The following is a 22,656-nucleotide window of genomic DNA, read 5'->3' on the forward strand; positions in this document are numbered from 1 at the left end:
CCTCTATTTTTGAAAAAACAATGATTGATCATCGGCATTTAAAATGCTTTCTTTTTCTATTAGAAGTGCCTGTTCTTTTTCGATTGTCATGCTCAATTTTTGCTTTAAATCGCGAAGTGTATTCGCCACATCGTCCTGCACGCGCGAAATTTGATCGATTGCTGTTGTAATTTTAGAGTGAATTGACCAATCAGTGAAAATATTATCGAAAAAGTAATCCGTAAACATCACAAAACCATCCGTATGAACTTCCAGTGTATTTTGACGCATCTCTTTAATATCCAGCAGTTCATTTTGGAAACGTTGTAGGGCCATTTGCGCTTCATGCAAATAGCTGTTCGTTTCTTCGAGTTTGTCGTGCTTTAACGCTGTTGCGATAAAGCCCCCGCCTAAAAATGTATCCCATGTTGAGTAGGATTTGGCGTCCTGCAATTGGGAGCCGGCATCTGTCAGCTTATTAAATGCCTGTTTACCCGCATCGATCGCTTCATGGATCTCGGTTTTCAGCTGTTTGCATAAAAGCTCCTGTTCAGTAATGACCGTCAATTCCTTCGCTGCTGCAGGTGCATTCGCCATTAGCCACACTTGCTTTTCGTCTTCTATTTTCTTTAGCTGTTCACGGATTGCGGAAACATTTATCGTGCTCAATTGTTGAACAAGTTTAATCCGGTCTTCTTGTAAATCTTTAAACGTTAACTGAGCTTCTACCAGCTTCAGCTCGGTAACTGCTACAGAGTCCATATTTTGCTCGATTAGCTCATCCTTTTTCCCGGACCAGCCGCGGAAAAGATTGACGAAAGAAAATTCCTCGAGTTTATTCAATTGTTGGCGTGTGTTTTGCAAATCTCGTTCATGCTGCTCAACATTCTGCTTTACATGTTGAATTTGAAGTTCAAGACTTTCGATTTTTTTGCTCAGTTTTTCCGCTTCCAATAGTTGAATGTGATATTGCTCTGCTTGCTGTTGCAATTGCTGCCATCCCATTTTATTCACTCCCTTGTTTATACATGCTGCTAAGCAGCCGTGCAATCTGCATCACTTCGATTGATATTACAGTTCATCCTCATCTTCCTCGAACAGATCCTGCAGCATTTTTTCACGGTGCTGCAAAAAGTATGAGGTAATTTGATAATGTTCGGTTTCTTCGTATTCAACTTGCTCGATGCCATCTTCATCAAATTGATAAATGACCGCTCCTGGGTACCCGAGTAAAATCGGTGAATGAGTTGCGATAATGAATTGGACATTGCCCTGTTTCACCAAATCATTCATCAATGTTAAAAACGCTAGCTGTCTTGTCGGGGATAACGCGGCTTCCGGCTCATCCAGTAAATAAATCGCTTGACCTGTGAACCGATGCTGGAACAGTGAGAAAAATGATTCCCCGTGTGATTGATGATGAAGTGATTTCCCCCCGTATGCTTTGTAGCCATTTTCATCGGTATCATCCAAATGCGAGGCAAACTGGTAAAATGTTTCCGCGCGAAGAAAAAATCCGTTCGTTACTTTTGGCCACCAGGAGAGTTTCACATAATCTCCAAGTGCGGATTCGGATTGATGCACTTCATATGCCTTATAGTTTTGTGTGCTCCCCCCTGCCGGATTGAAACCGATCTGATCCGCAATGGCTTCTAGCAATGTTGATTTACCTGCACCGTTTTCTCCAACAAAAAACGTGACCCGTGCATCCACATCCAGCTCATCCATATGGCGAATAAATGGAATTGAGAACGGGTACTCGCTATAGTCCAATATTTGTTCTTTTTTTAGTTTGACTGATTTTAAAAACATCTGGTTTCTCCTTACTTTACCGCAACTATTATGAATCCGACGATAAATACACTTCTTCAAATGGTTGAATGATGACAAATCCCTCACCGGAAAAGGCCATTTGAATAGATTCATTGCTGCCGCGTCCAATGAGTGTGCGGAACGTAATATCCGTTACAAACTCTGGTTTCAAATTCCCGGACCACGCAACTGTGGCATTCGGGTCCGTATACACAGTTTCACCCGGCTTCACGATTAATGTTAACGGTTCAAAATGGGTTGTAATCGCCACTTTTCCTTTGCCGTCCAGCATCACATTGAATAAGCCGCCTGCCATCATACCAGCCATCTTGCGCATAAGACGAATATCCCAATTTATCGATGGCTCAAACGCGAGCAGATCATTGCCGTTCACGCACAAGCTTTCGTTCTGCAAATCAAAAATTGTAATCTTTTTCCCTTGGTCCGCTAAATATAACCGGCCTTTGCCTTTCGCTTTCATTAGTTGAGTTCCTTCACCTGTCAATGCTTTCTTGAACATTTTCGATACGCCATGTTCCAGAATCCGTTCACGCTCAAATTTGATCGAACCGACATAGGCGATCATCGCGCCCATTTTTGACCATACTTCCCCATTAAGATTCACTTCGAGTACGCGATCAGTTTCCAATTCAAAATAATCGTTTTCATTCTGGTCTTGCTGCGTCTTGTTTACAAAATCGCGAATGGAATAGTTCCCCATAAGTAAAACCTCCCTTTTTATGTTCTACGGATTAATTACTGTATAGGTTTCGAATTTTCTGCATTTTACAATTGTATTAATGCATGATTGATTTTTATCACTACTATCTCATGAAAAATTCCATTACAATAAAAAAGAGGTGATCATGATGGAGTATCGACGTGAAATTGCTTTAGTGTACAGTATTGAGGAAGCTATGACAAAACTGAACATGATTAGGGGGCACGGTTTTTACGAGCATGAAATCCATGTGTTTTCAAAAGATAACCATCCTCTACAATCACTGAAAATGTATACCGATATTCAAGTCCACCTTGCCGGCAATTGGTTTGACAAACTTATCAGTTTTATAACACGCCAAAATGTATATGAAGTGAGCTTACGCATATTGCACCTAACCCCTGAAGAAACTGCCCATTACGGTCATGGCATTGATCTCGGGGCAATCTTCCTTTTTGCCGAGCACGAACACCCGTATGAAAAGGAGAAGAAAAAACAGCAAGCGGCTTTCAATCTGTCTAAAGCAGTAGAGTAATTTTATAAAAAACTGCCGTTGATGATAATGAATTTTAAAATTAACGCACCAGTGACCAAACTAATGACAATTAAATTTAAAATGAAGATAAATCGCTTTGGAAACGGTATGTTCAGAAGCGATGCAATGCTCCAATGAACAATGCTGTAAATAAGTAGCACAATGAACGTTCCAAAAGCTTGAAAGGCAATGGTCAGCAATCTGCCTGAATTCGAAATATCTCCCGGTGGCGCATCTGCTGCAGTAAACAGCATAGAACCAATAAACAACATCGATATGAAATAACAGCTATAGCCGATCAGGCTGACCATCCCTGTATAGACTAAGTAGTTTACAACCTTAGTTAATTTCATCCTAAAAGGTGCAAACTCAATATTTTGCCTCAATTATTTGATTCCTCACTTCCACACTTCATTCAGTTTATCACTATAAAATATTATAGATTTTTTGTATGTCTGAATTTGAGGGTCAGAGGAAGTGCTCGCTAAATTTTTTAATAGAAGCTCCATGGAGCGCTCGTGTTCATTCAAGTTAAACAACGTCATCGCATAAAATACTTGAATGGCTAAATTGTGTGGAAACTTCTTTAACCCTTTTTCAAGCATATGTTTTGAATTTTCGTACTCCCCTAATGTTCTATATGTACTTCCAAGACCTAAATAAGCATTCGCTAAATCTTCTTCATTCAAATTACCTTGAATTGCCTCTTTATAATACGGTACAGCTTTGGACTCTTCTCCAAGCACATCGAAGCTCCAAGCACACTGGTAATTTACATAGGCATCGTTAGGATGTTGTTCAACTAGATCCAATAATAGCTGATTGGATTGCTGTAATTCTCCATTACTTCTTAAATCTATTGCTCTCTGTAGTTGATTCCTTTCATTCATCCATCAAGTCCTCCTGTCACTCTGTGTAAGTATTCAATGAAAATCCCGTTAATTTTTTACAGTCTTTCCCTTTCTTTAGCATAATGGCTTTTTGTAAATTTCACTATAATAAAAAAGGAGTATTTACATTTAATAGGTGGTTAATTTTTGATAAATTCCTAATATTTTATCCTTCTTTTTCTGTTCTGTTTCCTTCTGAACTTTTAAAAACAAAAAACACCTCAAAAATGATTGTATAGTATACAAATCATTTAAGAGATGTTTCTTAGGGTACTTTACTTAAAAATTAGAGTGGAATGTTCCCGTGCTTTTTGTAAGGACGGTCTTCCTGCTTTGTTGATAGCATATCCAATGCTTGAATTAACTTGATACGTGTTTCACGTGGATCGATAACATCGTCAACCATACCGCGTGATGCCGCTACATAAGGATTTGCAAATTTTTCTTTGTATTCTTCAATTTTCGCTGCTCGTGTTGCTTCCGGATCAGCCGATTTCGCAATTTCACCTGCATGAATGATGTTTGCCGCACCAGCAGCACCCATTACTGCAATTTCCGCATTTGGCCAAGCAAATACTAAATCCGCGCCGATTGCTTTTGAGTTCAATGCTACGTACGCACCGCCGTATGCTTTGCGTAAAATAACTGTAATTTTCGGTACAGTTGCTTCTGAGTAAGCATACAAAATTTTCGCACCATGACGGATAATCCCACCATGTTCTTGTTTAACACCCGGGAAGAAGCCGGATACGTCTTCAAATGTAATAACAGGCACGTTAAATGCGTCACATGTACGTACGAAACGAGCTAATTTATCAGATGAATCAATATCTAATCCGCCCGCTAAGAACTTCGGCTGGTTACATACTAAACCAACTGATTCTCCCGCGATACGTGCAAAACCAACAACGATGTTTTTCGCGAATTCTTTTTGCACTTCCATGAATGAACCTTCATCTACTACTTGCTCTACTACTTTACGAACATCATAAGATTTTGTTTGGTCAATCGGTACCACATCAACAAGCTCTGAACGGAAGTTATCGCCTTCTGGAGCAGCTTGTTTTGGTGCTTTTTCTCGGTTGTTCTGTGGTAAGTAAGAAAGTAATTGCTGAATTTGCGCAATTGCAGCTTCTTCGTTCTCAGCACGGAAGTGGGCATTTCCTGAAGTTGCATTGTGCACTTTAGATCCGCCAAGGCCTTCAGCAGAAATTTTCTCACCCGTTACTGTTTCAATTACTTTAGGGCCTGTAATGAACATTTGAGATGTTTTATCAACCATTAAAATAAAGTCAGTAATCGCTGGTGAATAAACGGCACCACCAGCACATGGCCCCATAATTACCGAGATTTGCGGAATAACACCAGAATAGATTGAGTTACGGTAGAAAATATGACCGTATCCGTCAAGAGACAATACACCCTCTTGAATACGAGCACCGCCAGAATCGTTAATACCAATAAATGGTGTACCGTTTTTCGCTGCCAAGTCCATTACCGCTGCGATTTTTTTCGCATGCATTTCACCAAGCGCACCACCGAATACTGTGAAGTCTTGTGCGAATAGATATACATTACGGCCATTGATTTTACCGAAACCAGTAACTACGCCGTCACCAGGACCTTCCAGTTTATCCATACCAAAGTCAACAGTACGGTGTGTGATGAAAGGATTGATTTCAACGAATGACCCGTCATCCAATAACATATCAATACGTTCACGGGCAGTCATTTTCCCTTTTTCATGTTGCTTTTCGATACGCGCATCTCCGCCACCAAGCTGGATCGCTTCTTTACGGTCATAAAGCTCATTAATTTTATCAAACATATCTGGAGTTACTGTCATTGTTGTCATCGTTATTTATCCCCTTTTCCGCTTTTATCGCATAATTCGTAAAGTACACCATATGAGTCTTTCGGGTGTAAAAATGCTACTTCTGCGCCGCCAGCACCTGGTCCCGGCTCTTCAGATAATAGTCGTACACCTTTGTCACGAAGTTCAGCCATGCGCTCACGAATACCAGTTACGCCGAATGCAACATGGTGAATGCCTTCTCCGCGCTTTTCCAAAAATCCATGAATCGCGCTTTTTTCACTCATTGGCTCAAGCAGCTCAATTTTTACATTGCCTGCATCGATAAAAGCAACTTTTACTTGCTGTGATTCTACTTCTTCCATCTTTAATAATTTCAAGCCTAGCGTTTCTGTGTAATATGTAATACGTTCTTCAATATTACGAACGGCAATGCCGATATGATCCACTTTTTCCACGGTACTGACTCCCTTTTGAATAAAATTATTAATTCCTCCACATCTGAAGCGTGTCCGGACATCTGTTGGAGGCTTCTTTTTTTATTGGGTATTTGGAATCCCGATAAAAAAATTTTAAAATTTCGAAAATGTAAAATCTAATGTACTTGAGAATTCCTTCAAATTTGATAAACTAGTACTAGTTCATATTGAAGGAGCGAAAAGAATGAGCAACAAAAAGTTTCAAAAAATAGTCGTTTATTCAATGGTTGTTATCATGTTAATCTCAACTGTTGCAATGGGTGTCGCAGCAATTATGTAATGGATGTTTATGCATCCATTTTTTTAATTCATCCGGTTTCTGAAGTTGATTTCCATTCCGGGTCGGACGCTTTCCGCGGGCCCGAGGCCAACACTATGTTGGTCTCAAAAGCGTTGCCACAAGACGTGGCGTTCTTAGCTTTTGTTCCTATTGCTCTCCCTCGGGCTGTTCCCGCTGGAGTCGCCTCCCCTTCATTCCAATCAATTTGCATTTAAATCAAAAGTTGCCGTCCCATCATGTTCCGTATTATTTCATCCCCTTGAACGATTGCTTGATGACCAGGTATTCATCCATTTCTTCAATAAACTGGTACAATGCCGCCATGGCGAGGAATGTTTCGTGATCGGTTGGCAATGGCATTTTGGCGAACTCTTCTTTTACTTTGTCGAGCTTTTCCAAAAAGCGGCTTGCTGTGTTTCCTGAATGGACGTGCTCGCTCAAGTCTTCCATAAACGCTGCAATTAAAGTAGCCTGCTCCGTCATTACCGGCAGTGAAGTAATTTTCGGCAACACGCGCTCAATAATCTCCAGCTGTCTTTCACGCATATCAAAATACAAGTAATATGTATTTTCTTTACGAGTCACGTGGTTTTCAACATCTTGGAATGCCAGTGCTTTTCCTGCTTCGACCACTTTCGCCGCCTCAATCAGTTCATGACCGTCCCATAATGTATCGCCATCTCTTAGATACCCTGCAATTTCTGCAAGAATTTTCTTCAATAACGACTCCATTTTCTCACGGTGGTAATACAGGCCTTGCTGAATATCCGGCATATACATATTAACGACTAAACCAACCCCATAACCGATTGCCATTAAGTAAAACTCATTAATTAGCAAATCTGCCGTAAAATTGGCGGTCAAATAAATATGCATCATAATAACCGAACTTGAGATAAAACCTTCCACAACTCTCAGCGAAACGATTGTCGGAATGAAAAGAATCATGACAACTCCCAAAACAACCGGTGAATAACCGAATATTTTGAAAAATACAAATGCATAAGCGATCCCGATAAATGTTGAAACAATCCGGGTATACACTGCATGGAGAGATTTACGTTTTGTTGGTTGAATGCTTAAAATCGTCAGAATACCAGCTGCCGTGAAAAACTGCAAATCAAAATATTGGGCAATTGCTATCGCAACAGCAGCACCAATGGCTGTTTTTAATGTACGATAGCCGATTGAAAATTTCTTCATATCGGTTGAACTCCCCCGTTATAGGTGTGCAGCGGGTACGTTCAATACGCACCCGTTACACAATAACTCTAGTAGTATTAGATTTCTTCGCAGTTTTCCTCGAAGTGACCTTGAAGGTTTGTTACAACGCTCATTGGGTCATGTCCTTCGATTTCAAAGCGGCCAACTTCTCCTACAACTTGTCCATCTTTCAATAATATGAATGATGGTGATGATGGAATGTGATCTTCACCGAAATAATAACGTGCTGCTGCTGTTGCTTCTTTATCTTGACCAGCAAATACTGTTACTAAATAGTCAGGACGTTTATCATAATGTACAGCATGTGTTGCTGCAGGACGTGCAATACCACCAGCACAGCCACATACAGAATTCACCATAACAAGAGTTGTTCCTTTACGAGCAAACGCTGCTTCCACATCTTCCGGAGTGAACAGTTGCTCATAACCTGCTGCTTCCATCTCTGCACGTGCAGTCGTTGTAATTTGTTGCATAAATAAATCATAATCCATGTTCATAAGCTTTTTAGCCCCTTTCTATGTTCCTTTTTATCATAGCAAGGTTACGAAAGATGTGCAAAGACTCTTGATTATCATTATTTTCATTCAGCGGAAACTCCCGCTGAATGAAAATAAGCCTCCGGCGGATGTCACAGATTTTTTAAAGGAATTATAGAGATTTCCAGCCTAAAAGCGTCGCATCATGCGAACGGCTGACTGACCCACTTCGTGTGGGTCCAAACTCAAAAAATCTGGACACAATTACGCCTTGGCGTAATTGATTTATTCATTTTTTTCGCCAAATAATGCATTAACCCCTTGTGTAACCGTTAGCTGGCCATGCAATATTTCTTCCTCAAGTGACCGGACCTGCTTTTTACGTTCCGGATTATTATAGAACGAATCTATTAAATGATCGGTAATCATTGTATGGAACCAGTCGCGCGTTTGTTCATGGCGACGTGTCGTCCAATAATTCGATTGCTTAATCGTCTGCTCAAATTCCATCAGCATATCCCATACTATGTCGAGCCCCTTTTTTTCAAGGGACGATACGGTCAGTGACGTACTGAGCCAGCCAGGAGTAGATGGCTGAAGGAAATGAAGGATCTGCTTGTATTCCTGCATTGTCCGGCGTGCAGGACGCACATTGTCCCCATCCGCTTTATGGACGATAATGCCGTCTGCAAGCTCCATAATGCCCTTCTTCATCCCTTGAAGCTCATCTCCCGCACCTGTTAAGACAAGCAGCAGGAAGAAGTCGACCATGCCGCGCACATACGTTTCACTTTGACCGACACCGACTGTTTCAATCAAAATGACGTCATAGCCTGCTGCTTCGCATAAAAGCATTGTTTCGCGGGACTTTTTGTGGACGCCGCCTAATGTACCGGCACTCGGCGAAGGACGGACAAATGCATTTTCCTGGCGCACCAGTTCTTCCATCCGGGTTTTATCCCCTAAAATACTGCCGCCTGAAAGCGACGAGCTCGGGTCGATTGCAAGAACCGCAACGCGCTTGCCCATTTTGCACAGCATCGTACCGAATGCTTCAATAAACGAACTTTTCCCTGCACCCGGTACACCGGTGATGCCAATACGGATTGAATTGCCCGTAAAAGGCAACAACTCCTGCAGCAGCTTCTGTGCTTCTTCTTTATGGGCATTGTTCGAGCTTTCAATGAGCGTTATCGCTTTAGCGAGCGAAGTACGATTACCCGCACGCACTTCGCCAGCCAGCGTCTGTAAATCAAGTGCTTCCTGCTTTTTTTTACGGAATTTCTTTGGGTTTGAATAGCTCATACCATCATGACCACCCTTCACACCATCCATGACAAATAAAGCGCTTTTCTCGTCTTGTGGCATCACTACTCTGCCACTTCCTCATAACCTAACTTTTTATAAATTTCTTCTATAATGCGAATTGCCGATACTGGAATCACAGTACCTGGCCCGAAGATAGCCGCTGCACCTGCTTCATATAGGAACTCATAGTCTTGAGCTGGGATTACCCCACCGCAAATGACGATAATGTCCTCACGACCTAATTTCTTCAATTCAGCTACAAGTTCAGGCACTAATGTTTTATGACCCGCAGCTAAAGAAGATACTCCGATACAGTGTACGTCGTTTTCGTTTGCCATTTGTGCTGTTTCTTCTGGTGTCATGAACAATGGAGAAATATCGACATCGAAACCTAAGTCCGCATAACCAGTTGCAACAACCTTCGCACCACGGTCATGTCCGTCTTGTCCCATCTTCGCCACTAAAATACGTGGACGGCGACCTTCTGCTTCCAGGAAGTCTTCTGTCATTTGCTTCACTTCTGATATCATTTCATCATCCGAGAAGTTTGCAGAGTAGACACCTGAAATTGAGCGGATAACCGCTTTATGACGGCCAGATACTGCTTCAATCGCATCCGAAATTTCACCTAATGATGCACGTGCTCTTGCTGCATCCACTGCAACGGCCAATAAGTTTTCAGAGCCGTCTTCAGCCGCCATCGTTAAGCGTGCTAAATGTTTTTGCACCTCTGCTTCATCACGTGTTGCCTTCATTTTTTCAAGGCGGGCAATTTGTGATTCACGTACGATCGCATTGTCGATATCTAAAATGTCGATTGGATCTTCTTCAGCAAGACGGTATTTGTTTACACCGACAATCGTTTCTGTTTTTGAGTCGATTTTCGCCTGACGTTTAGCCGCTGCTTCTTCAACTTTCATTTTTGGAAGTCCTGTCTCAATCGCTTTCGCCATTCCGCCAAGAGCTTCGATTTCTTCGATTAATGCCCACGCTTTCTCTGTCAGTTCATCTGTCAGTTTTTCAACATAGTACGAGCCGCCCCATGGATCGATTACTTTTGTCATTCCTGTTTCTTCTTGCAGGAATAGCTGAGTATTACGTGCAATACGAGCAGAGAAGTCCGTTGGTAAAGCAATTGCTTCATCCAGTGCGTTTGTATGAAGCGACTGAGTATGGCCCATTGCTGCCGCGTTCGCTTCGATCAATGTACGTGTTACGTTATTGAATGGATCTTGTTCCGTTAAACTCCAGCCTGATGTTTGCGAGTGTGTACGCAATGCAAGAGACTTCGAGTTTTTCGGATTGAATGTAGACATCATTTGTGCCCAGATGCGACGTGCTGCACGCATTTTCGCAACTTCCATGTAATAGTTCATACCGATCGCCCAGAAGAACGATAAACGCGGTGCAAATGCATCAATGTCAATACCTGCTTTTAAACCTGTACGTACATATTCAAGACCGTCTGCCAATGTATACGCAAGCTCGATATCATTTGTCGCACCCGCTTCTTGAATATGGTAACCCGAAATGGAAATCGAGTTGAATTTCGGCATGAATTTCGCCGTATATTCAAAAATATCTGCAATGATTTTCATCGACATTGCCGGTGGGTAAATATATGTGTTACGTACCATGTATTCTTTTAAAATGTCGTTTTGGATCGTACCGGCCAATTTATCAGGCGATACTCCTTGTTCTTCTGCTGCAACGATGTAGAATGCAAGAATCGGTAATACTGCACCGTTCATCGTCATCGATACCGACATTTGATCAAGTGGAATGCCGTCGAATAAAATTTTTGCATCTTCAACTGAATCGATTGCAACGCCGGCTTTTCCGACATCCCCTGTTACACGAGGATGATCCGAGTCATAACCGCGGTGTGTTGCCAAGTCGAATGCTACTGAAAGCCCTTTTTGACCCATTGCCAAGTTACGACGGTAAAAAGCATTTGATTCTTCCGCAGTTGAGAAACCTGCATATTGACGTACTGTCCACGGACGCGCTACATACATTGTCGGGTATGGGCCACGTGTATTTGGCGCGATACCAGCCACATCTTTTAAATGTTTTGCATCTTGAATATCTTCTTTATTGTAAACCGAATTTACTTCAATGCCTTCATTTGTGACGTACGAGCCTGTAGAAGTAAGTTGCTCTTGTTTTAATACATCTTCAATGACAACTGTTGCGAAATTTGCTTTGCTCATTGTTGTACCCCCTTCACGCTCATCACGACATCCGATAGCTTGCGGGCGATGTTTTGACCTGCATAAATAAAGCCGTTTAAGCCTGCTGCAGTCCACGCCGCTTCTTCTTCTTCTTTATATTTACCCGCTGCATCCAATACAGCTGTTTGCTTTTTGTTTTCAAGTAATGCCGGAATAATGGCCTTTGTATCTTCATCCGTTGCTGCTACTACTACATAGTCATAGTCTGCACTTGCCAGCCAAGTTGTTGCATCCTCAATTGTTTGGAAGCCTGCTGTTTGGTATGCGACGATGCCTGCTGTCGCAAAGAATCCTTGTACAAAATCTGCGCGCGGCTTATAATTTTTCAGCTCGCCGAATGTTAAAATCGCTGCTTTGATGCCAGTTTGTGCATAAGTAGCACGCAGGTTTTCAAATGGAATGGCAAGACGTTTTACACCTGCAAATTGAGCATTTTCAGTAGTTGCTACCCCATCTTGCGGGTTTGCATAAATATTTGTACCGATTAATGAGTGCTTGCGTGTTTCCACTTGCTTCATGCGTGCCGCATACACTTCCTCAATATGAGCATTGATGCCGTATGCTTCCAATCCACCAGCAATTTCGATTTCCAAAAACAGTGCCCATGCTTCTTTTACATAGTCTGCTGTTAATGATTCGATAAAGTACGAACCGCCTGATGGATCGATTACATTTGTTACATGCGACTCTTCTTTCGTCACAAGGGAGACATTGCGCGCAATACGGACCGACTGACCTGTCACACCTGTCAATGCATCATGCGGATGTACCGTAATAACATCTGCACCACCGATTGCCGCTGAGAATGCTTCATTGCCTGCACGTAATAAATTTACATAAACATCATATTTCGAGAAGCTGCGTACCGAAGTTTCCACTACGACCGGGACAGCGCTTGCTTCATTGCCGAATGCTGAAGCAAACGCTTTCCATAATACTTTGAAGGCACGAAGTTTTGCTACTTCTGCAAAGAATTGTGTATCGACAGCGAACTGTACGAAAAACTTCTGTTCAAATGCTTTAAAATCTTCTACCGTATTAGCAAGTTTAGCTGCTTGTGCAAGCGCAATAGCAAGCTCTTGTACCGCATTAGCGCCGTCATTATGGAATGGAATCGTATTTGCACAAAACGTGCGGACATTTGGATAGTTAGCTAATTCTATTGTTTCAGGTGAAACAATATAGCCTACAACGTCTTTACGTTTAGCTTCGTCAATATATTTGAATACATCCAGCACTGCATCTTCAGCAGAAGCGACGATAAATTTAAATGAATTTTCCGATAAATAAGAAGCGAGTTTTTCGCTGTCTTGTTCAGACCAGTCAAATGCAATCGGGCTGTTGATTGTAATCATTTCATTGCCGCGCGATAAGCTATCCTCGATATTGGCAAAAAAGCTGGCTGCATCATTGCCAGCGATTTGCTGTGCAACAGTGAAGCTTGTCTGTTTTGTTAAAGAACGGATTGTTGATACTTGTTTCTCCAGTTGCTCTCCCAATTTTTCGATTAAGCTTTCTTCTGTATAAAGTGGGTCAAGCGTGATATTTTCAATTGTCTTTGTAAATAAGGATTCAAACGGTTTTCCTTTTAATGCTTTAATCGCTTCTTCCTTCCACTGCTCATAGCTGGCTGTTTGAAATTCGATCTCTTTCATATTCATTGACATGTGGTCGCTAAGTAGCTTCCCCCCTTGTTATATTTCTGTACTATAGTTTACACGAGAATGTTCTGACAATAAAGAGAAAAAAAACGTGAAAGCCTTATTTTACAGGCTTTCACGGCATTTTCAGTAGACTGACATCTTCTCTTTATCGACATTTTCGAGAATTTCTTTCACACGAGATAAGAATTTCCCACAAATCATACCATCTAAAATTCTATGATCTAATGATAAACATAAATTCACCATAGAGCGTGGAGCAATCATATTACCCTGTACTATTACAGGTCTTTTTACAATACTTTCCACCTGCAAAATTGCTGCCTGTGGATGATTGATAATGCCCATTGACTGAACAGAACCAAATGATCCGGTATTGTTGACTGTAAATGTACCACCTTGCATATGCTCCAATTTCAGTTTTCCGTTGCGTACAAGATGTGCATATTCATGAATTTCTTTCGCAATGCCTTTAATCGATTTTTCATCGACATTTTTGATAACCGGCACGAATAATGCATCATCAGTAGCTACAGCAATCGATAAATTAATATCCTTCTTTTGAATAATTTTATCTTCCGCCCAAACAGAATTGATGATCGGGAATTCTTTTAGCGCCTGGGAGACCGCTTTTAGGAAAAATGCAAAATACGTCAGATTAAATCCTTCTTTTTTCTTGAAATCTTCTTTTATGCTATCGCGGTATTCAACAAGCTCTGTCACATCCACTTCCATCATCATCCATGCATGCGGAATTTCATGTGTGCTGCGCAGCATATTTTTTGCAATTGCTTTACGCACTTGTGTAACCGGAATTTCAATGTCTCCAGCAGCAACTGGAACCTCTTGTTTCGGCTGAGACGCCGGTGCTTGTGTCGCGCCTTGCGTGGACGCTTGTGCTGACGCTTCCTGTTTTGGCTCAGCAAATGCTGTTGGTTGTTCGTCATTCGAAATATCCTGACTTGTCGGCTTACCTGCTGCAACATATGCTTCAACATCTTTTCTTGTAATCCGATTGCCGACACCTGTGCCGGTAATTTGGGCCAAGTCGACATCGTGTTCATTTGCCAATGCTAAAACTGCAGGTGAAAAACGACCCGGCTTGCGTTCTGTGCGCACCGGTTTGTCTTCTTTTTTCGCTGCCGGTTCGTCTTCTTCTTTTTTCTGTGAGCCGGCATTTAGAATTGCTGAGCTGACATTCGAGCTTTTTTCAACTGGAGCTGGCGGCATTTCGGAGCCTTCCACTTCAATTGCGCATACAACCGCGCCTACCGGCAACGTTTCACCTTCGTTTGCGATTAACTCTGTAATTACCCCTGCAAACGAAGAAGGGATTTCGGCATTAACTTTATCTGTTGTTACTTCTGCTAATGGATCATATTTATTTACTTTATCTCCCACTTGGACAAGCCAGCGTTCAATCTTACCTTCTGTCACACTTTCTCCAAGTTGCGGCATGACGATATTTTGAATTGTCATTAAACAATCCCCCTTTAACTAATAGGCCTTTGCTGTTTATTTAGGATTCTTATACAACCCCAATTCTAATAACTAGAATTCTGCAAGTTCGCGAATTGCTTTTTCTACTTTATCAGGATTAATCATAAAGAACTTTTCCATTGTTGGTGAATATGGCATTGCGGGAACATCCGGCCCTGCGAGACGCTTGATCGGTGCATCCAGTTCAAATAAGCAATGCTCAGCAATGATGGCCGCCACTTCACCCAAAATGCTGCCTTCTTTATTATCCTCAGTAATCAGTAGAATTTTCCCTGTTTTTCTTGCAGCTTCAATAATGGCTTCTTGATCTAACGGGTAAACAGTACGTAAATCTAAAATATGCGTTTCGATACCGTCTTTTGCTAGACGCTCTGCTGCCTGCAATGCAAAATGTACTGCAAGGCCATACGTAATAACTGTCACATCATCGCCTTCACGCTTCACATCGGCTTTTCCGATTGGCAATGTGTAATCATCTGTCGGCACTTCCCCTTTAATAAGACGGTATGCACGTTTATGCTCGAAAAACAGAACCGGATCTGGGTCGCGAATGGCTGCTTTTAATAACCCTTTCGCATCATACGGTGTGGACGGAATGACAATTTTCAAGCCAGGAGTACCTGCAAACATTGCTTCAACCGATTGCGAGTGATAAAGGGCACCATGAATTCCCCCACCAAATGGTGCACGCACAACTAAAGGACAGCTCCAGTCATTGTTTGAACGGTAACGGATTTTCGCCGCTTCCGAAACAATCTGGTTTACAGCAGGCATAATAAAGTCCGCAAACTGCATTTCAGCAATTGGACGCATGCCGTACATCGCTGCACCGATTGCAACACCGGCAATCGCACTTTCAGCTAACGGTGTATCCAATACGCGCGCTTCCCCGAATTGGTCATACAGGCCTGTTGTCGCTTTGAACACCCCGCCTTTCAACCCAACATCTTCACCTAATACGAAGACACTGTCATCTCGCTCCATTTCTTCTTTCATTGCTAAGTTAATCGCATCAATATAAGAAATTACCGGCATTACGCATCTTCTCCTTCCGCATACACAAAACGCAATGCATGTTCTGGCGGGGCATAAGCTGCATTTTCTGCATAATCTGTCGCTTCATTGACAGTATCCATAATTTTTTTGTTCATTTGTTCCAATAACGCATCGTCTGCTACACCACAGTCTTTTAAGTATGTTTCAAATAAAATAATCGGGTCTTTTGCTTTTCCTTCTGCAATATCCTCAGCTGTTCTATATTGACGATCATCATCATCAGAAGAATGGGCTGTCAGTCGGAACGAAACCGTTTCGATCAGTGAAGGCCCTTCACCGCGTCGAGCACGATCAGCCGCTTCTTTCACCACTTTGTATACTTCCAGCGGATTTTTGCCGTCTACCGTTACACCAGGCATCCCGTAGCCGATTGCACGGTCAGATACTTGTGCACAACCCAGTTGTCGCTCAACCGGAACAGAAATGGCATATTGGTTGTTTTCTACCATGATAATAACCGGCAATTTATGCACTCCCGCAAAGTTTGCCCCTTCATGGAAGTCTCCTTGGTTTGACGAACCTTCACCGAGTGTTACAAATGTGATAAAGTCCTTTTGCTGCATTTTCCCTGCAAGTGCGACACCGACCGCATGCGGTACTTGTGTCGTTACAGGAGAAGAACCCGTAAGTATACGATTTTTCTTTTGCCCGAAGTGTCCCGGCATTTGACGCCCGCCAGAGTTTGGGTCTTCCGCTTTCGCAAACGCCGAAAGCATTAAATCTTTTGCCGTCATCCCAAAATGAAGGACAACCCCCATATCACGATAGTACGGCGCAATATAATCCTTTGTATGATCAAGGGCAAAGGCAGCACCTACTTGAGCTGCCTCTTGTCCTTGGCATGAAATAACAAACGGTATTTTTCCTGCACGGTTTAACAGCCACATCCGCTCATCAATGCGGCGTGCCATTAACATCGTTTCGTACATTTTCAGTACATCTTCATCCGTTAACCCAAGTTGTTCATGTGTTATTGTTGTAATGTCAGTCATAAAATACCCCCTTGTCACTCTTAAAAATGAATCGCTTTCCCTTCAATCGCCAGCGCGGCTTCCCCGATGATTTCGCTTAATGAAGGATGCAAATGCACCATCTGTCCAACTTCCCATGGCGAGGCATTTAAAAACAAGCCTAGTGCAGCTTCAGATATTAAATCCGTTGCATGCGGTCCAATTAAATGGACACCGACAACATCATTTGAACTTTCATCCGCAACTACTTTCACAAAGCCTGCTGTTTCACCATACACAATCGCTTTACCGATCGCTTTAAACGGGAATGTCGTTGTCACAACTTTATAGCCGTTGTTTTTTGCTTGCTCTTCTGTAAGTCCGACACTTGCGACTTCCGGATTACTGTAGACGCCTCGTGCAATATTTGCATAATGTAGAGGAATCGAATTCTGTCCCGCAATATGCTCGACAGCACGAATTCCTTCATGTGAAGCAACATGTGCCAACTGCATACCGCCGATGACGTCTCCTATAGCATATATATGACGTTCTTTCGTCTGGAAATGTTCGTTTACTGAAATATATCCATTGTTCAGTTCGATTTCTGTGTTTTCCAAGCCGATATTTGACGTGTTTGCTACCCTTCCAACTGAAAGTAAAAGTGCTTCCGCTGAAATGGTTTCATCATTTACTTGAAGCGATACATTTTCCTTTGTATCAATTGCCGAAGGATCGAGTTTTACATTGAAATGAACGTTCACTCCGCGCTTTTTCAAAGATTTCAGCATCTCCGCTGAAATTGCTGCATCTTCAGTCGGCAGCAGACGGTCACCTAACTCTATGATCGTGACTTCGACATCAAAATCAGTGAGCATTGACGCCCACTCGACACCGATTACACCACCACCGATAATAATGGCTGACTTCGGAAGCTTTTCGATCGTCAGAAATTCATCTGACGTGAACACCTTTTTCCCATCAACTTTCAAACCGTCCAATGTACGGGGGCGAGAACCGGTCGCAACGATGACGTTTTGCGGCACAAGCATCTCATTTTCTGTGCCATCATTCATTTCCACCGATATTGTACCTGGCATCGGGGAGAAAATAGATGGTCCTAAAATACGGCCGAAACCATCATATACATCAATTTTCCCTTTTTTCATCAAGTGCTGAACGCCTTTGTAAAGTTTATCTACAACACTAGACTTTCTTTGTTGGACACGTTCAAAGTCGATTTTGACGTCGTTTACTTCCACCCCAAAATCAAGTGCCTTTTTTGATTGCACATATACTTCCGCACTTCGGAGCAATGCTTTTGTCGGAATACAGCCCGCATGCAGGCATGTACCCCCCATTTTATTTTTTTCGACGATTGCCGTTTTCAATCCTAGCTGTGACGCACGGATCGCGGCTACATAACCGCCTGTGCCTCCGCCTAAAATAACGACATCATAATCTTTTGCCATAACCGACACCCCTTTTTTCCAGTTACAAAATCAATTTCTTCTTTCGTAATCGCTTTTTAGCGACCGTTTAAAATATTTTTTTCGTTTTGAAGGAACTGACTGCGGGATTTCGCTACACGAGCAATACGCTCTTCTGCTAAACGGTTTGCTGCCAAATAAGTCGGAATATCTTCTTCTTTTGATATTGCAAAAATCTTTTCCAAGCTTGTGTAAATCGTTTCAACACGCTTCATTGCACGTTCACGATTATAGCCGTATAACTCGTCTGCTACGTTAATAACCCCGCCTGCATTAATCACGTAATCCGGTGCATAAACAATCCCTAAATCATGCAGTACTTTACCATGTCTTGATTCTGCCAGCTGATTGTTTGCAGATCCAGCGATAACCTTCGCTTTGAACGTCGGAATCGTTTGATCATTAACAATTGCGCCAAGAGCACACGGCGAGAAAATGTCCACATCTTGTGCGTAAATCTCGTCAGGTGCTACAGCTACCGCTCCAAAGTCTGCAACGACACGGTCGATTGCTTGCTGATTAATGTCAGTTACGATTAGTTTCGCTCCTTCATTATACAAGTATTCACATAATGTATACGCAACATTCCCAAGACCTTGAACCGCTACTTTACGACCTGCCAGCGAATCATCCCCAAACGCTTCTTTTGCTGCTGCCTTCATCCCTAAAAATACACCGTATGCTGTAATTGGCGATGGATTGCCAGAGCTGCCGAATGCCGGTGAGATACCTGTCACATAATTTGTTTCTTCATGAATTAAATCCATATCGGCAACCGTTGTGCCTACATCTTCCGCCGTAATATATCGACCATTCAGACCTTGAATGAAACGTCCTAATGCACGGAACATTTCTTCGTTTTTATCCTTGAACGGATCTCCAATAATAACTGTTTTACCGCCACCTAGATTTAAGCCTGCCGCCGCATTCTTATAAGTCATGCCGCGTGCTAGACGTAGTGCATCTTCAATAGCTGCTTCCTCTGAGGCATATGTCCACATGCGCGAACCCCCAAGAGCTGGACCCAATGTTGTATCATGAATAGCAATAACCGCTTTTAACCCCGATGCCTCATCTTGGCAAAAGACTACTTGTTCAAAATCATATTTCTGCATGTACTTGAAAATTTCCATAACACTATACCCCTCCACTCAAGAAAGCGCTTACTTTCTCGTATATTATTATTTTCTGTTAATTAGAGATAATAAATACTTAAATTTGTATAATTTTATTATCGTTATTTTTACAATACTTATAAATCTAAAAGGATGCAACTAGAAATCCCCAATTTAATTTAAATTAGAATATTCGGACAATTTTTACCTATAAATGCATTTGAAAACCGATTAAAATTACTTTCGAATAAACTATTCTAATATAGTTATTTAGGTATTTTTTTTACTAAGCCTATATTTCCATTCTATGAATCTATACCCGATTATTGACTTTCTCTACCTGCATTGTAAAATTAAGTGATACTAAAATAATCAGAGACATTGTTTCATTCACTGTTTTTAGTCTGAAGGAGGTTTGAAAATGGCACGTATGGCTGCATTTATCGTACTAGTCATTCCCGCAATTTTAATGGCTGCAGGGATAAAATTTATGCGGGATACATTATTCGGGATTTTAATTTCACCATTTCCATGGATTTGGTTACAATTCATTATTGGTGCCATCTTTTTTGCCGTTTCATTTTTATTTTTTGCAGGTTTTTTACTGCATCGGGATCGCAAGCGCGGCAAAGTATCCGAACGCTGGCAGAAATAGGTCTACAATAAAAAAATCAAATTTTTCTCTGGGAGGAAATTTGATTTTTTTCGTATATTCAGTTAACTCTTTTTTCAGGAAGAGTAAAGTTATTGTAACATGACACTAAATTATTAACGTGAAAGTAAATTGGCGAAAATTGTAATATTCCCCCATAACAAATCAAACTTACCGATTCACCTGGGCTTCCCGAACTAAATGGGGGAAATCCGTAATCCACCCTTTTACAATTGAATGGGGATTTTTCAGAAAAGATTCATTACCCTGAATTCCGTAAAAACGCATGCCGATATTGGCTGTTTTACAAGCCTCTAAATATTGACCTTTATAGTACCGTTTATGTGCATGTATCGCATCAAAAAAATTTTGCTCCTCTAATGTTCCCCAATAGAATTTTCTCGTTATAATAAACCCCGTCTCGATGTCCGGCCGAATTTCTTTCACAATTTTTAATAAAGATTCGTGAAATGACGAGAAATGACTGTTTTCAGGTAAAGTAATTGTATGCAATAATTCCTTCAGCACATTTTCGTTCGTTATTAGCGATTCTTTTAGCTCCACATTCAACGCAATATTTTCTGCATTCGCCCACTCCAGTACATCGGCAAAAGCAATCATCCGGTCACGACGAAACAGCCGTTTAAACCGCGGACCTAATTTATAGTGAATGAGCTCGTCATAAGAACACTGATTAATCATTTTATTAATGCCGGCCAGTCTTTTTAAGTCATTGTCGTGAAACACCACTAAAATACCATCATTTGAAACTTGGAGATCCAGTTCAATGCCATCTGCCCCAAGTTCTTTCGCTTTTTTAAAGGCAGCAAATGTATTTTCTAAGTGAAAGCTCGATGCCCCTCGATGGGCAAAAATGGGTATGTCATTCATTATACATTCAACTCTCCATTTTCTATTAAAAATCGCCCATTTGTAATAGACGTCAAAACAGTGGACTTTTTGCCAATCTGTATATATGTACCAGGATATGCTTCTTTCGTCACATGAATCTCTGCTTTACTAACTTCACGTAAATCGTTCATTAATTGTTTAATTTCTCGATCTAAATTTTGCGCTGTTTCCTTAGTGGAAGCGAGCTTTTGCTTTGTTATCTCCAGTGCTGCCAATTGTCGTTGTGTTAACGTATGTATAACGGGTAGGATGCGATCTATTTGACTCTCTAGCTGCACCATATCTTCCTGCATTGATTTTAGCAGAGATGCCTTGTATTGAATAACCTCAAGACTTTGTGCTTTATTTATGCTATTAATAATTAATTCAGTCGGTCTTTCCAATCTATTTCCGGTACATGCCGTAACGATAGTACTTTTTGCGATTGCTGTACCACCGATAATTTTCCCTTTCCGCTCATCGACCAATATGGAATGTGCGGATAAGTTGGATCCTAATGAATAAAATCCAATATTCAGATTTTGACCTGCAACTAAATGAGCGTCATTCACATGTTTAACGAATATATCCCCAGCAGCTTCAACAAGCGTTTCGCATAACCCGAATATGCCCCCTCGAATGAAAATATCTCCATATAAGGATTTGATCAATTTTGCGCCGGATACACCTTCTGGACCTTCAATTGAAATATCTCCATTTGCTATAACCGAAAAACCTGGCTGGACTGTTCCCTTAATCGAGACAGACCCATTAAATTCAATATTACCGGTTTCTATGCCGACATCACCAACAATCGGTAAATGGTGGTTAACACTTACCATTCCTTCATGTTCTTCAACTACTCCGCTAATTTTCGATCGAAGTACCGTTTTTCCATCTTCCTCGACTTCATATGCCGATTTCCGATCATACTTTAACTGCAAATCTCGCCCAAAAGGAGCAGGAATTGACTCTCCAAAAATATTTATTCCCGGAGTACCTGGCTGTGCATGAATTTTCTCACCAAGCCATGCGCCTTCTTCAATTTCATAAATGAAGTTCATATCATAATAATCGGCTTTACCATCTTCTCTTATGACCGGTTTCCGCTCAGGTAATTCTAAATAGGTAATTTGTGCATCATTTCCTTGGACAGGTGGGGTACCTTGCGCAATTAATGTTGCCTTCGAAGTGACAATGGATTCCAGATTTACATTTAAAATCCCGTGCGTTATGTTATTTTCAGCTAAAAGTATCTGAACTCTATTCTGAATGGACTGTACGTTTTCTTTTATATACTCCACTGTCTCATATACAAAAAGCGATGCTGACATTTTATCTCGTGAAATTTCGATCATTATTGATGGGAGCCATATTCCGATTTCTATCGATTTGTCGGTAACTTCATTCAATTCTTTTTTTAATAATGCGAAATTTGTAAGTTTAATACGAGGATGTTGGCGCAATATCGTTTCAAAATCTTTTAGCATGAAGCCTGGTTTTCGTGTGTGGATATATACTTTCCTATCTTCTTTTATTATTTCAAAAAAATGATTTTCATAAATAACCATGCCCTTCCACCTCCTCATA

At 41.4% G+C, this 22,656-nt stretch carries 22 protein-coding genes; 3 read left to right on the forward strand and 19 right to left on the reverse strand.

The genetic code is table 11. The features are described from left to right. Positions 1-3 precede the first annotated feature (3 nt). The 3 genes from MHH44_RS12690 to MHH44_RS12700 all read right to left on the reverse strand — a co-directional run bounded on the left by MHH44_RS12690 (position 4) and on the right by MHH44_RS12700 (position 2,512). On the reverse strand, positions 4-984 hold the full coding sequence (locus MHH44_RS12690; RefSeq protein WP_008404179.1) for a hypothetical protein: 981 nt from the start codon (positions 982-984) through the stop codon (positions 4-6). Positions 985-1,050: 66 nt separating this feature from the next. Continuing rightward, entirely contained in the window at positions 1,051-1,791 is a 741-nt protein-coding gene (locus MHH44_RS12695; RefSeq protein ID WP_014823501.1) for an AAA family ATPase, read from the reverse strand. A gap of 28 nt (positions 1,792-1,819) precedes the next feature. Next, positions 1,820-2,512 (reverse strand): AIM24 family protein, encoded by a 693-nt coding sequence (locus tag MHH44_RS12700; RefSeq protein ID WP_008404184.1) that lies wholly within the window; start codon positions 2,510-2,512, stop codon positions 1,820-1,822. Between the two features lie 148 nt (positions 2,513-2,660). On the opposite strand from MHH44_RS12700, the gene MHH44_RS12705 reads away from it, so the two are divergent. Next, on the forward strand, positions 2,661-3,047 hold the full coding sequence (locus tag MHH44_RS12705) for a general stress protein (protein WP_008404187.1): 387 nt from the start codon (positions 2,661-2,663) through the stop codon (positions 3,045-3,047). A gap of 2 nt (positions 3,048-3,049) precedes the next feature. Here the strand turns inward: MHH44_RS12705 and MHH44_RS12710 are convergent, their stop codons facing one another. The 4 genes from MHH44_RS12710 to mce all read right to left on the reverse strand — a co-directional run bounded on the left by MHH44_RS12710 (position 3,050) and on the right by mce (position 6,208). Then, positions 3,050-3,433 carry a hypothetical protein gene (locus tag MHH44_RS12710; RefSeq protein WP_008404189.1) on the reverse strand — a complete coding sequence of 128 codons (384 nt, stop codon included), beginning with the start codon at positions 3,431-3,433 and terminating at the stop codon, positions 3,050-3,052. A 12-nt stretch (positions 3,434-3,445) separates the two neighbouring features. Then, positions 3,446-3,937: a tetratricopeptide repeat protein gene (locus tag MHH44_RS12715; RefSeq protein WP_340798778.1), complete on the reverse strand. Its 492-nt coding sequence runs from the start codon at positions 3,935-3,937 to the stop codon at positions 3,446-3,448. 286 nt (positions 3,938-4,223) lie between these two features. Then, complete coding sequence (locus tag MHH44_RS12720) at positions 4,224-5,792, reverse strand: acyl-CoA carboxylase subunit beta (RefSeq protein ID WP_008404193.1); 1,569 nt, start codon at positions 5,790-5,792, stop codon at positions 4,224-4,226. Between the two features lie 2 nt (positions 5,793-5,794). Further along, positions 5,795-6,208: a methylmalonyl-CoA epimerase gene (mce, locus tag MHH44_RS12725; protein WP_008404195.1), complete on the reverse strand. Its 414-nt coding sequence runs from the start codon at positions 6,206-6,208 to the stop codon at positions 5,795-5,797. Between the two features lie 205 nt (positions 6,209-6,413). On the opposite strand from mce, the gene prli42 reads away from it, so the two are divergent. Next, positions 6,414-6,509, forward strand: a complete 96-nt coding sequence (gene prli42 / locus MHH44_RS12730; protein ID WP_008404197.1) for a stressosome-associated protein Prli42 — start codon at positions 6,414-6,416, stop codon at positions 6,507-6,509. 246 nt (positions 6,510-6,755) lie between these two features. Here prli42 and MHH44_RS12735 read toward each other — a convergent pair whose 3' ends face one another. The 10 genes from MHH44_RS12735 to MHH44_RS12780 all read right to left on the reverse strand — a co-directional run bounded on the left by MHH44_RS12735 (position 6,756) and on the right by MHH44_RS12780 (position 19,541). Further along, positions 6,756-7,712, reverse strand: coding sequence for an aromatic acid exporter family protein (locus MHH44_RS12735; protein ID WP_065215718.1), 957 nt, complete (start codon positions 7,710-7,712; stop codon positions 6,756-6,758). Between the two features lie 77 nt (positions 7,713-7,789). After that, positions 7,790-8,230 (reverse strand): BrxA/BrxB family bacilliredoxin, encoded by a 441-nt coding sequence (locus MHH44_RS12740; RefSeq protein ID WP_340798779.1) that lies wholly within the window; start codon positions 8,228-8,230, stop codon positions 7,790-7,792. 264 nt (positions 8,231-8,494) lie between these two features. After that, positions 8,495-9,577 (reverse strand): methylmalonyl Co-A mutase-associated GTPase MeaB, encoded by a 1,083-nt coding sequence (gene meaB / locus MHH44_RS12745; RefSeq protein WP_061550142.1) that lies wholly within the window; start codon positions 9,575-9,577, stop codon positions 8,495-8,497. 2 nt (positions 9,578-9,579) lie between these two features. Continuing rightward, positions 9,580-11,730, reverse strand: a complete 2,151-nt coding sequence (scpA, locus tag MHH44_RS12750) for a methylmalonyl-CoA mutase (protein WP_008404205.1) — start codon at positions 11,728-11,730, stop codon at positions 9,580-9,582. After that, positions 11,727-13,406: a methylmalonyl-CoA mutase family protein gene (locus tag MHH44_RS12755; RefSeq protein ID WP_340798781.1), complete on the reverse strand. Its 1,680-nt coding sequence runs from the start codon at positions 13,404-13,406 to the stop codon at positions 11,727-11,729. Before MHH44_RS12755 ends, scpA begins: the two co-directional genes overlap by 4 nt. A 132-nt stretch (positions 13,407-13,538) precedes the next feature. Beyond that, positions 13,539-14,891 carry a dihydrolipoamide acetyltransferase family protein gene (locus tag MHH44_RS12760; RefSeq protein ID WP_340798782.1) on the reverse strand — a complete coding sequence of 451 codons (1,353 nt, stop codon included), beginning with the start codon at positions 14,889-14,891 and terminating at the stop codon, positions 13,539-13,541. A 72-nt stretch (positions 14,892-14,963) separates the two neighbouring features. Further along, complete coding sequence (locus MHH44_RS12765; RefSeq protein ID WP_087616229.1) at positions 14,964-15,947, reverse strand: alpha-ketoacid dehydrogenase subunit beta; 984 nt, start codon at positions 15,945-15,947, stop codon at positions 14,964-14,966. After that, positions 15,947-16,960 carry a thiamine pyrophosphate-dependent dehydrogenase E1 component subunit alpha gene (locus tag MHH44_RS12770; protein WP_008404211.1) on the reverse strand — a complete coding sequence of 338 codons (1,014 nt, stop codon included), beginning with the start codon at positions 16,958-16,960 and terminating at the stop codon, positions 15,947-15,949. Before MHH44_RS12770 ends, MHH44_RS12765 begins: the two co-directional genes overlap by 1 nt. 20 nt (positions 16,961-16,980) lie before the next feature. Continuing rightward, positions 16,981-18,390, reverse strand: a complete 1,410-nt coding sequence (lpdA, locus tag MHH44_RS12775; protein ID WP_340798783.1) for a dihydrolipoyl dehydrogenase — start codon at positions 18,388-18,390, stop codon at positions 16,981-16,983. Between the two features lie 56 nt (positions 18,391-18,446). Further along, on the reverse strand, positions 18,447-19,541 hold the full coding sequence (locus tag MHH44_RS12780) for a Leu/Phe/Val dehydrogenase (protein ID WP_008404213.1): 1,095 nt from the start codon (positions 19,539-19,541) through the stop codon (positions 18,447-18,449). Positions 19,542-19,944: 403 nt separating this feature from the next. On the opposite strand from MHH44_RS12780, the gene MHH44_RS12785 reads away from it, so the two are divergent. Next, entirely contained in the window at positions 19,945-20,178 is a 234-nt protein-coding gene (locus MHH44_RS12785) for a DUF2627 domain-containing protein (protein WP_340798784.1), read from the forward strand. 168 nt (positions 20,179-20,346) lie between these two features. Here MHH44_RS12785 and MHH44_RS12790 read toward each other — a convergent pair whose 3' ends face one another. After that, on the reverse strand, positions 20,347-21,066 hold the full coding sequence (locus MHH44_RS12790) for a glycerophosphodiester phosphodiesterase (RefSeq protein WP_008404215.1): 720 nt from the start codon (positions 21,064-21,066) through the stop codon (positions 20,347-20,349). Then, complete coding sequence (locus tag MHH44_RS12795) at positions 21,066-22,637, reverse strand: DUF342 domain-containing protein (protein WP_340798785.1); 1,572 nt, start codon at positions 22,635-22,637, stop codon at positions 21,066-21,068. Before MHH44_RS12795 ends, MHH44_RS12790 begins: the two co-directional genes overlap by 1 nt. Positions 22,638-22,656 lie beyond the last annotated feature (19 nt).

This window comes from Solibacillus sp. FSL K6-1126 (assembly GCF_038003445.1).
Classification (GTDB): Bacteria; Bacillota; Bacilli; order Bacillales_A; family Planococcaceae; genus Solibacillus; species Solibacillus silvestris.

Coding starts and splice junctions, on each gene's coding strand:
- MHH44_RS12715 (WP_340798778.1), bottom strand. CDS start 3,937: ATGAATGAAAGGAATCAACTACAGAGAGCAATAGATTTAAGAAGTAAT.
- prli42 (WP_008404197.1), top strand. CDS start 6,414: ATGAGCAACAAAAAGTTTCAAAAAATAGTCGTTTATTCAATGGTTGTT.
- MHH44_RS12785 (WP_340798784.1), top strand. CDS start 19,945: ATGGCACGTATGGCTGCATTTATCGTACTAGTCATTCCCGCAATTTTA.
- MHH44_RS12780 (WP_008404213.1), bottom strand. CDS start 19,541: ATGGAAATTTTCAAGTACATGCAGAAATATGATTTTGAACAAGTAGTC.
- MHH44_RS12740 (WP_340798779.1), bottom strand. CDS start 8,230: ATGAACATGGATTATGATTTATTTATGCAACAAATTACAACGACTGCA.
- MHH44_RS12700 (WP_008404184.1), bottom strand. CDS start 2,512: ATGGGGAACTATTCCATTCGCGATTTTGTAAACAAGACGCAGCAAGAC.
- MHH44_RS12765 (WP_087616229.1), bottom strand. CDS start 15,947: ATGCCGGTAATTTCTTATATTGATGCGATTAACTTAGCAATGAAAGAA.
- MHH44_RS12735 (WP_065215718.1), bottom strand. CDS start 7,712: ATGAAGAAATTTTCAATCGGCTATCGTACATTAAAAACAGCCATTGGT.
- MHH44_RS12795 (WP_340798785.1), bottom strand. CDS start 22,637: ATGGTTATTTATGAAAATCATTTTTTTGAAATAATAAAAGAAGATAGG.
- lpdA (WP_340798783.1), bottom strand. CDS start 18,390: ATGGCAAAAGATTATGATGTCGTTATTTTAGGCGGAGGCACAGGCGGT.
- MHH44_RS12760 (WP_340798782.1), bottom strand. CDS start 14,891: ATGACAATTCAAAATATCGTCATGCCGCAACTTGGAGAAAGTGTGACA.
- MHH44_RS12705 (WP_008404187.1), top strand. CDS start 2,661: ATGGAGTATCGACGTGAAATTGCTTTAGTGTACAGTATTGAGGAAGCT.
- MHH44_RS12755 (WP_340798781.1), bottom strand. CDS start 13,406: ATGAAAGAGATCGAATTTCAAACAGCCAGCTATGAGCAGTGGAAGGAA.
- scpA (WP_008404205.1), bottom strand. CDS start 11,730: ATGAGCAAAGCAAATTTCGCAACAGTTGTCATTGAAGATGTATTAAAA.
- meaB (WP_061550142.1), bottom strand. CDS start 9,577: ATGCCACAAGACGAGAAAAGCGCTTTATTTGTCATGGATGGTGTGAAG.
- MHH44_RS12695 (WP_014823501.1), bottom strand. CDS start 1,791: ATGTTTTTAAAATCAGTCAAACTAAAAAAAGAACAAATATTGGACTAT.
- MHH44_RS12720 (WP_008404193.1), bottom strand. CDS start 5,792: ATGACAACAATGACAGTAACTCCAGATATGTTTGATAAAATTAATGAG.
- MHH44_RS12790 (WP_008404215.1), bottom strand. CDS start 21,066: ATGAATGACATACCCATTTTTGCCCATCGAGGGGCATCGAGCTTTCAC.
- MHH44_RS12690 (WP_008404179.1), bottom strand. CDS start 984: ATGGGATGGCAGCAATTGCAACAGCAAGCAGAGCAATATCACATTCAA.
- MHH44_RS12770 (WP_008404211.1), bottom strand. CDS start 16,960: ATGACTGACATTACAACAATAACACATGAACAACTTGGGTTAACGGAT.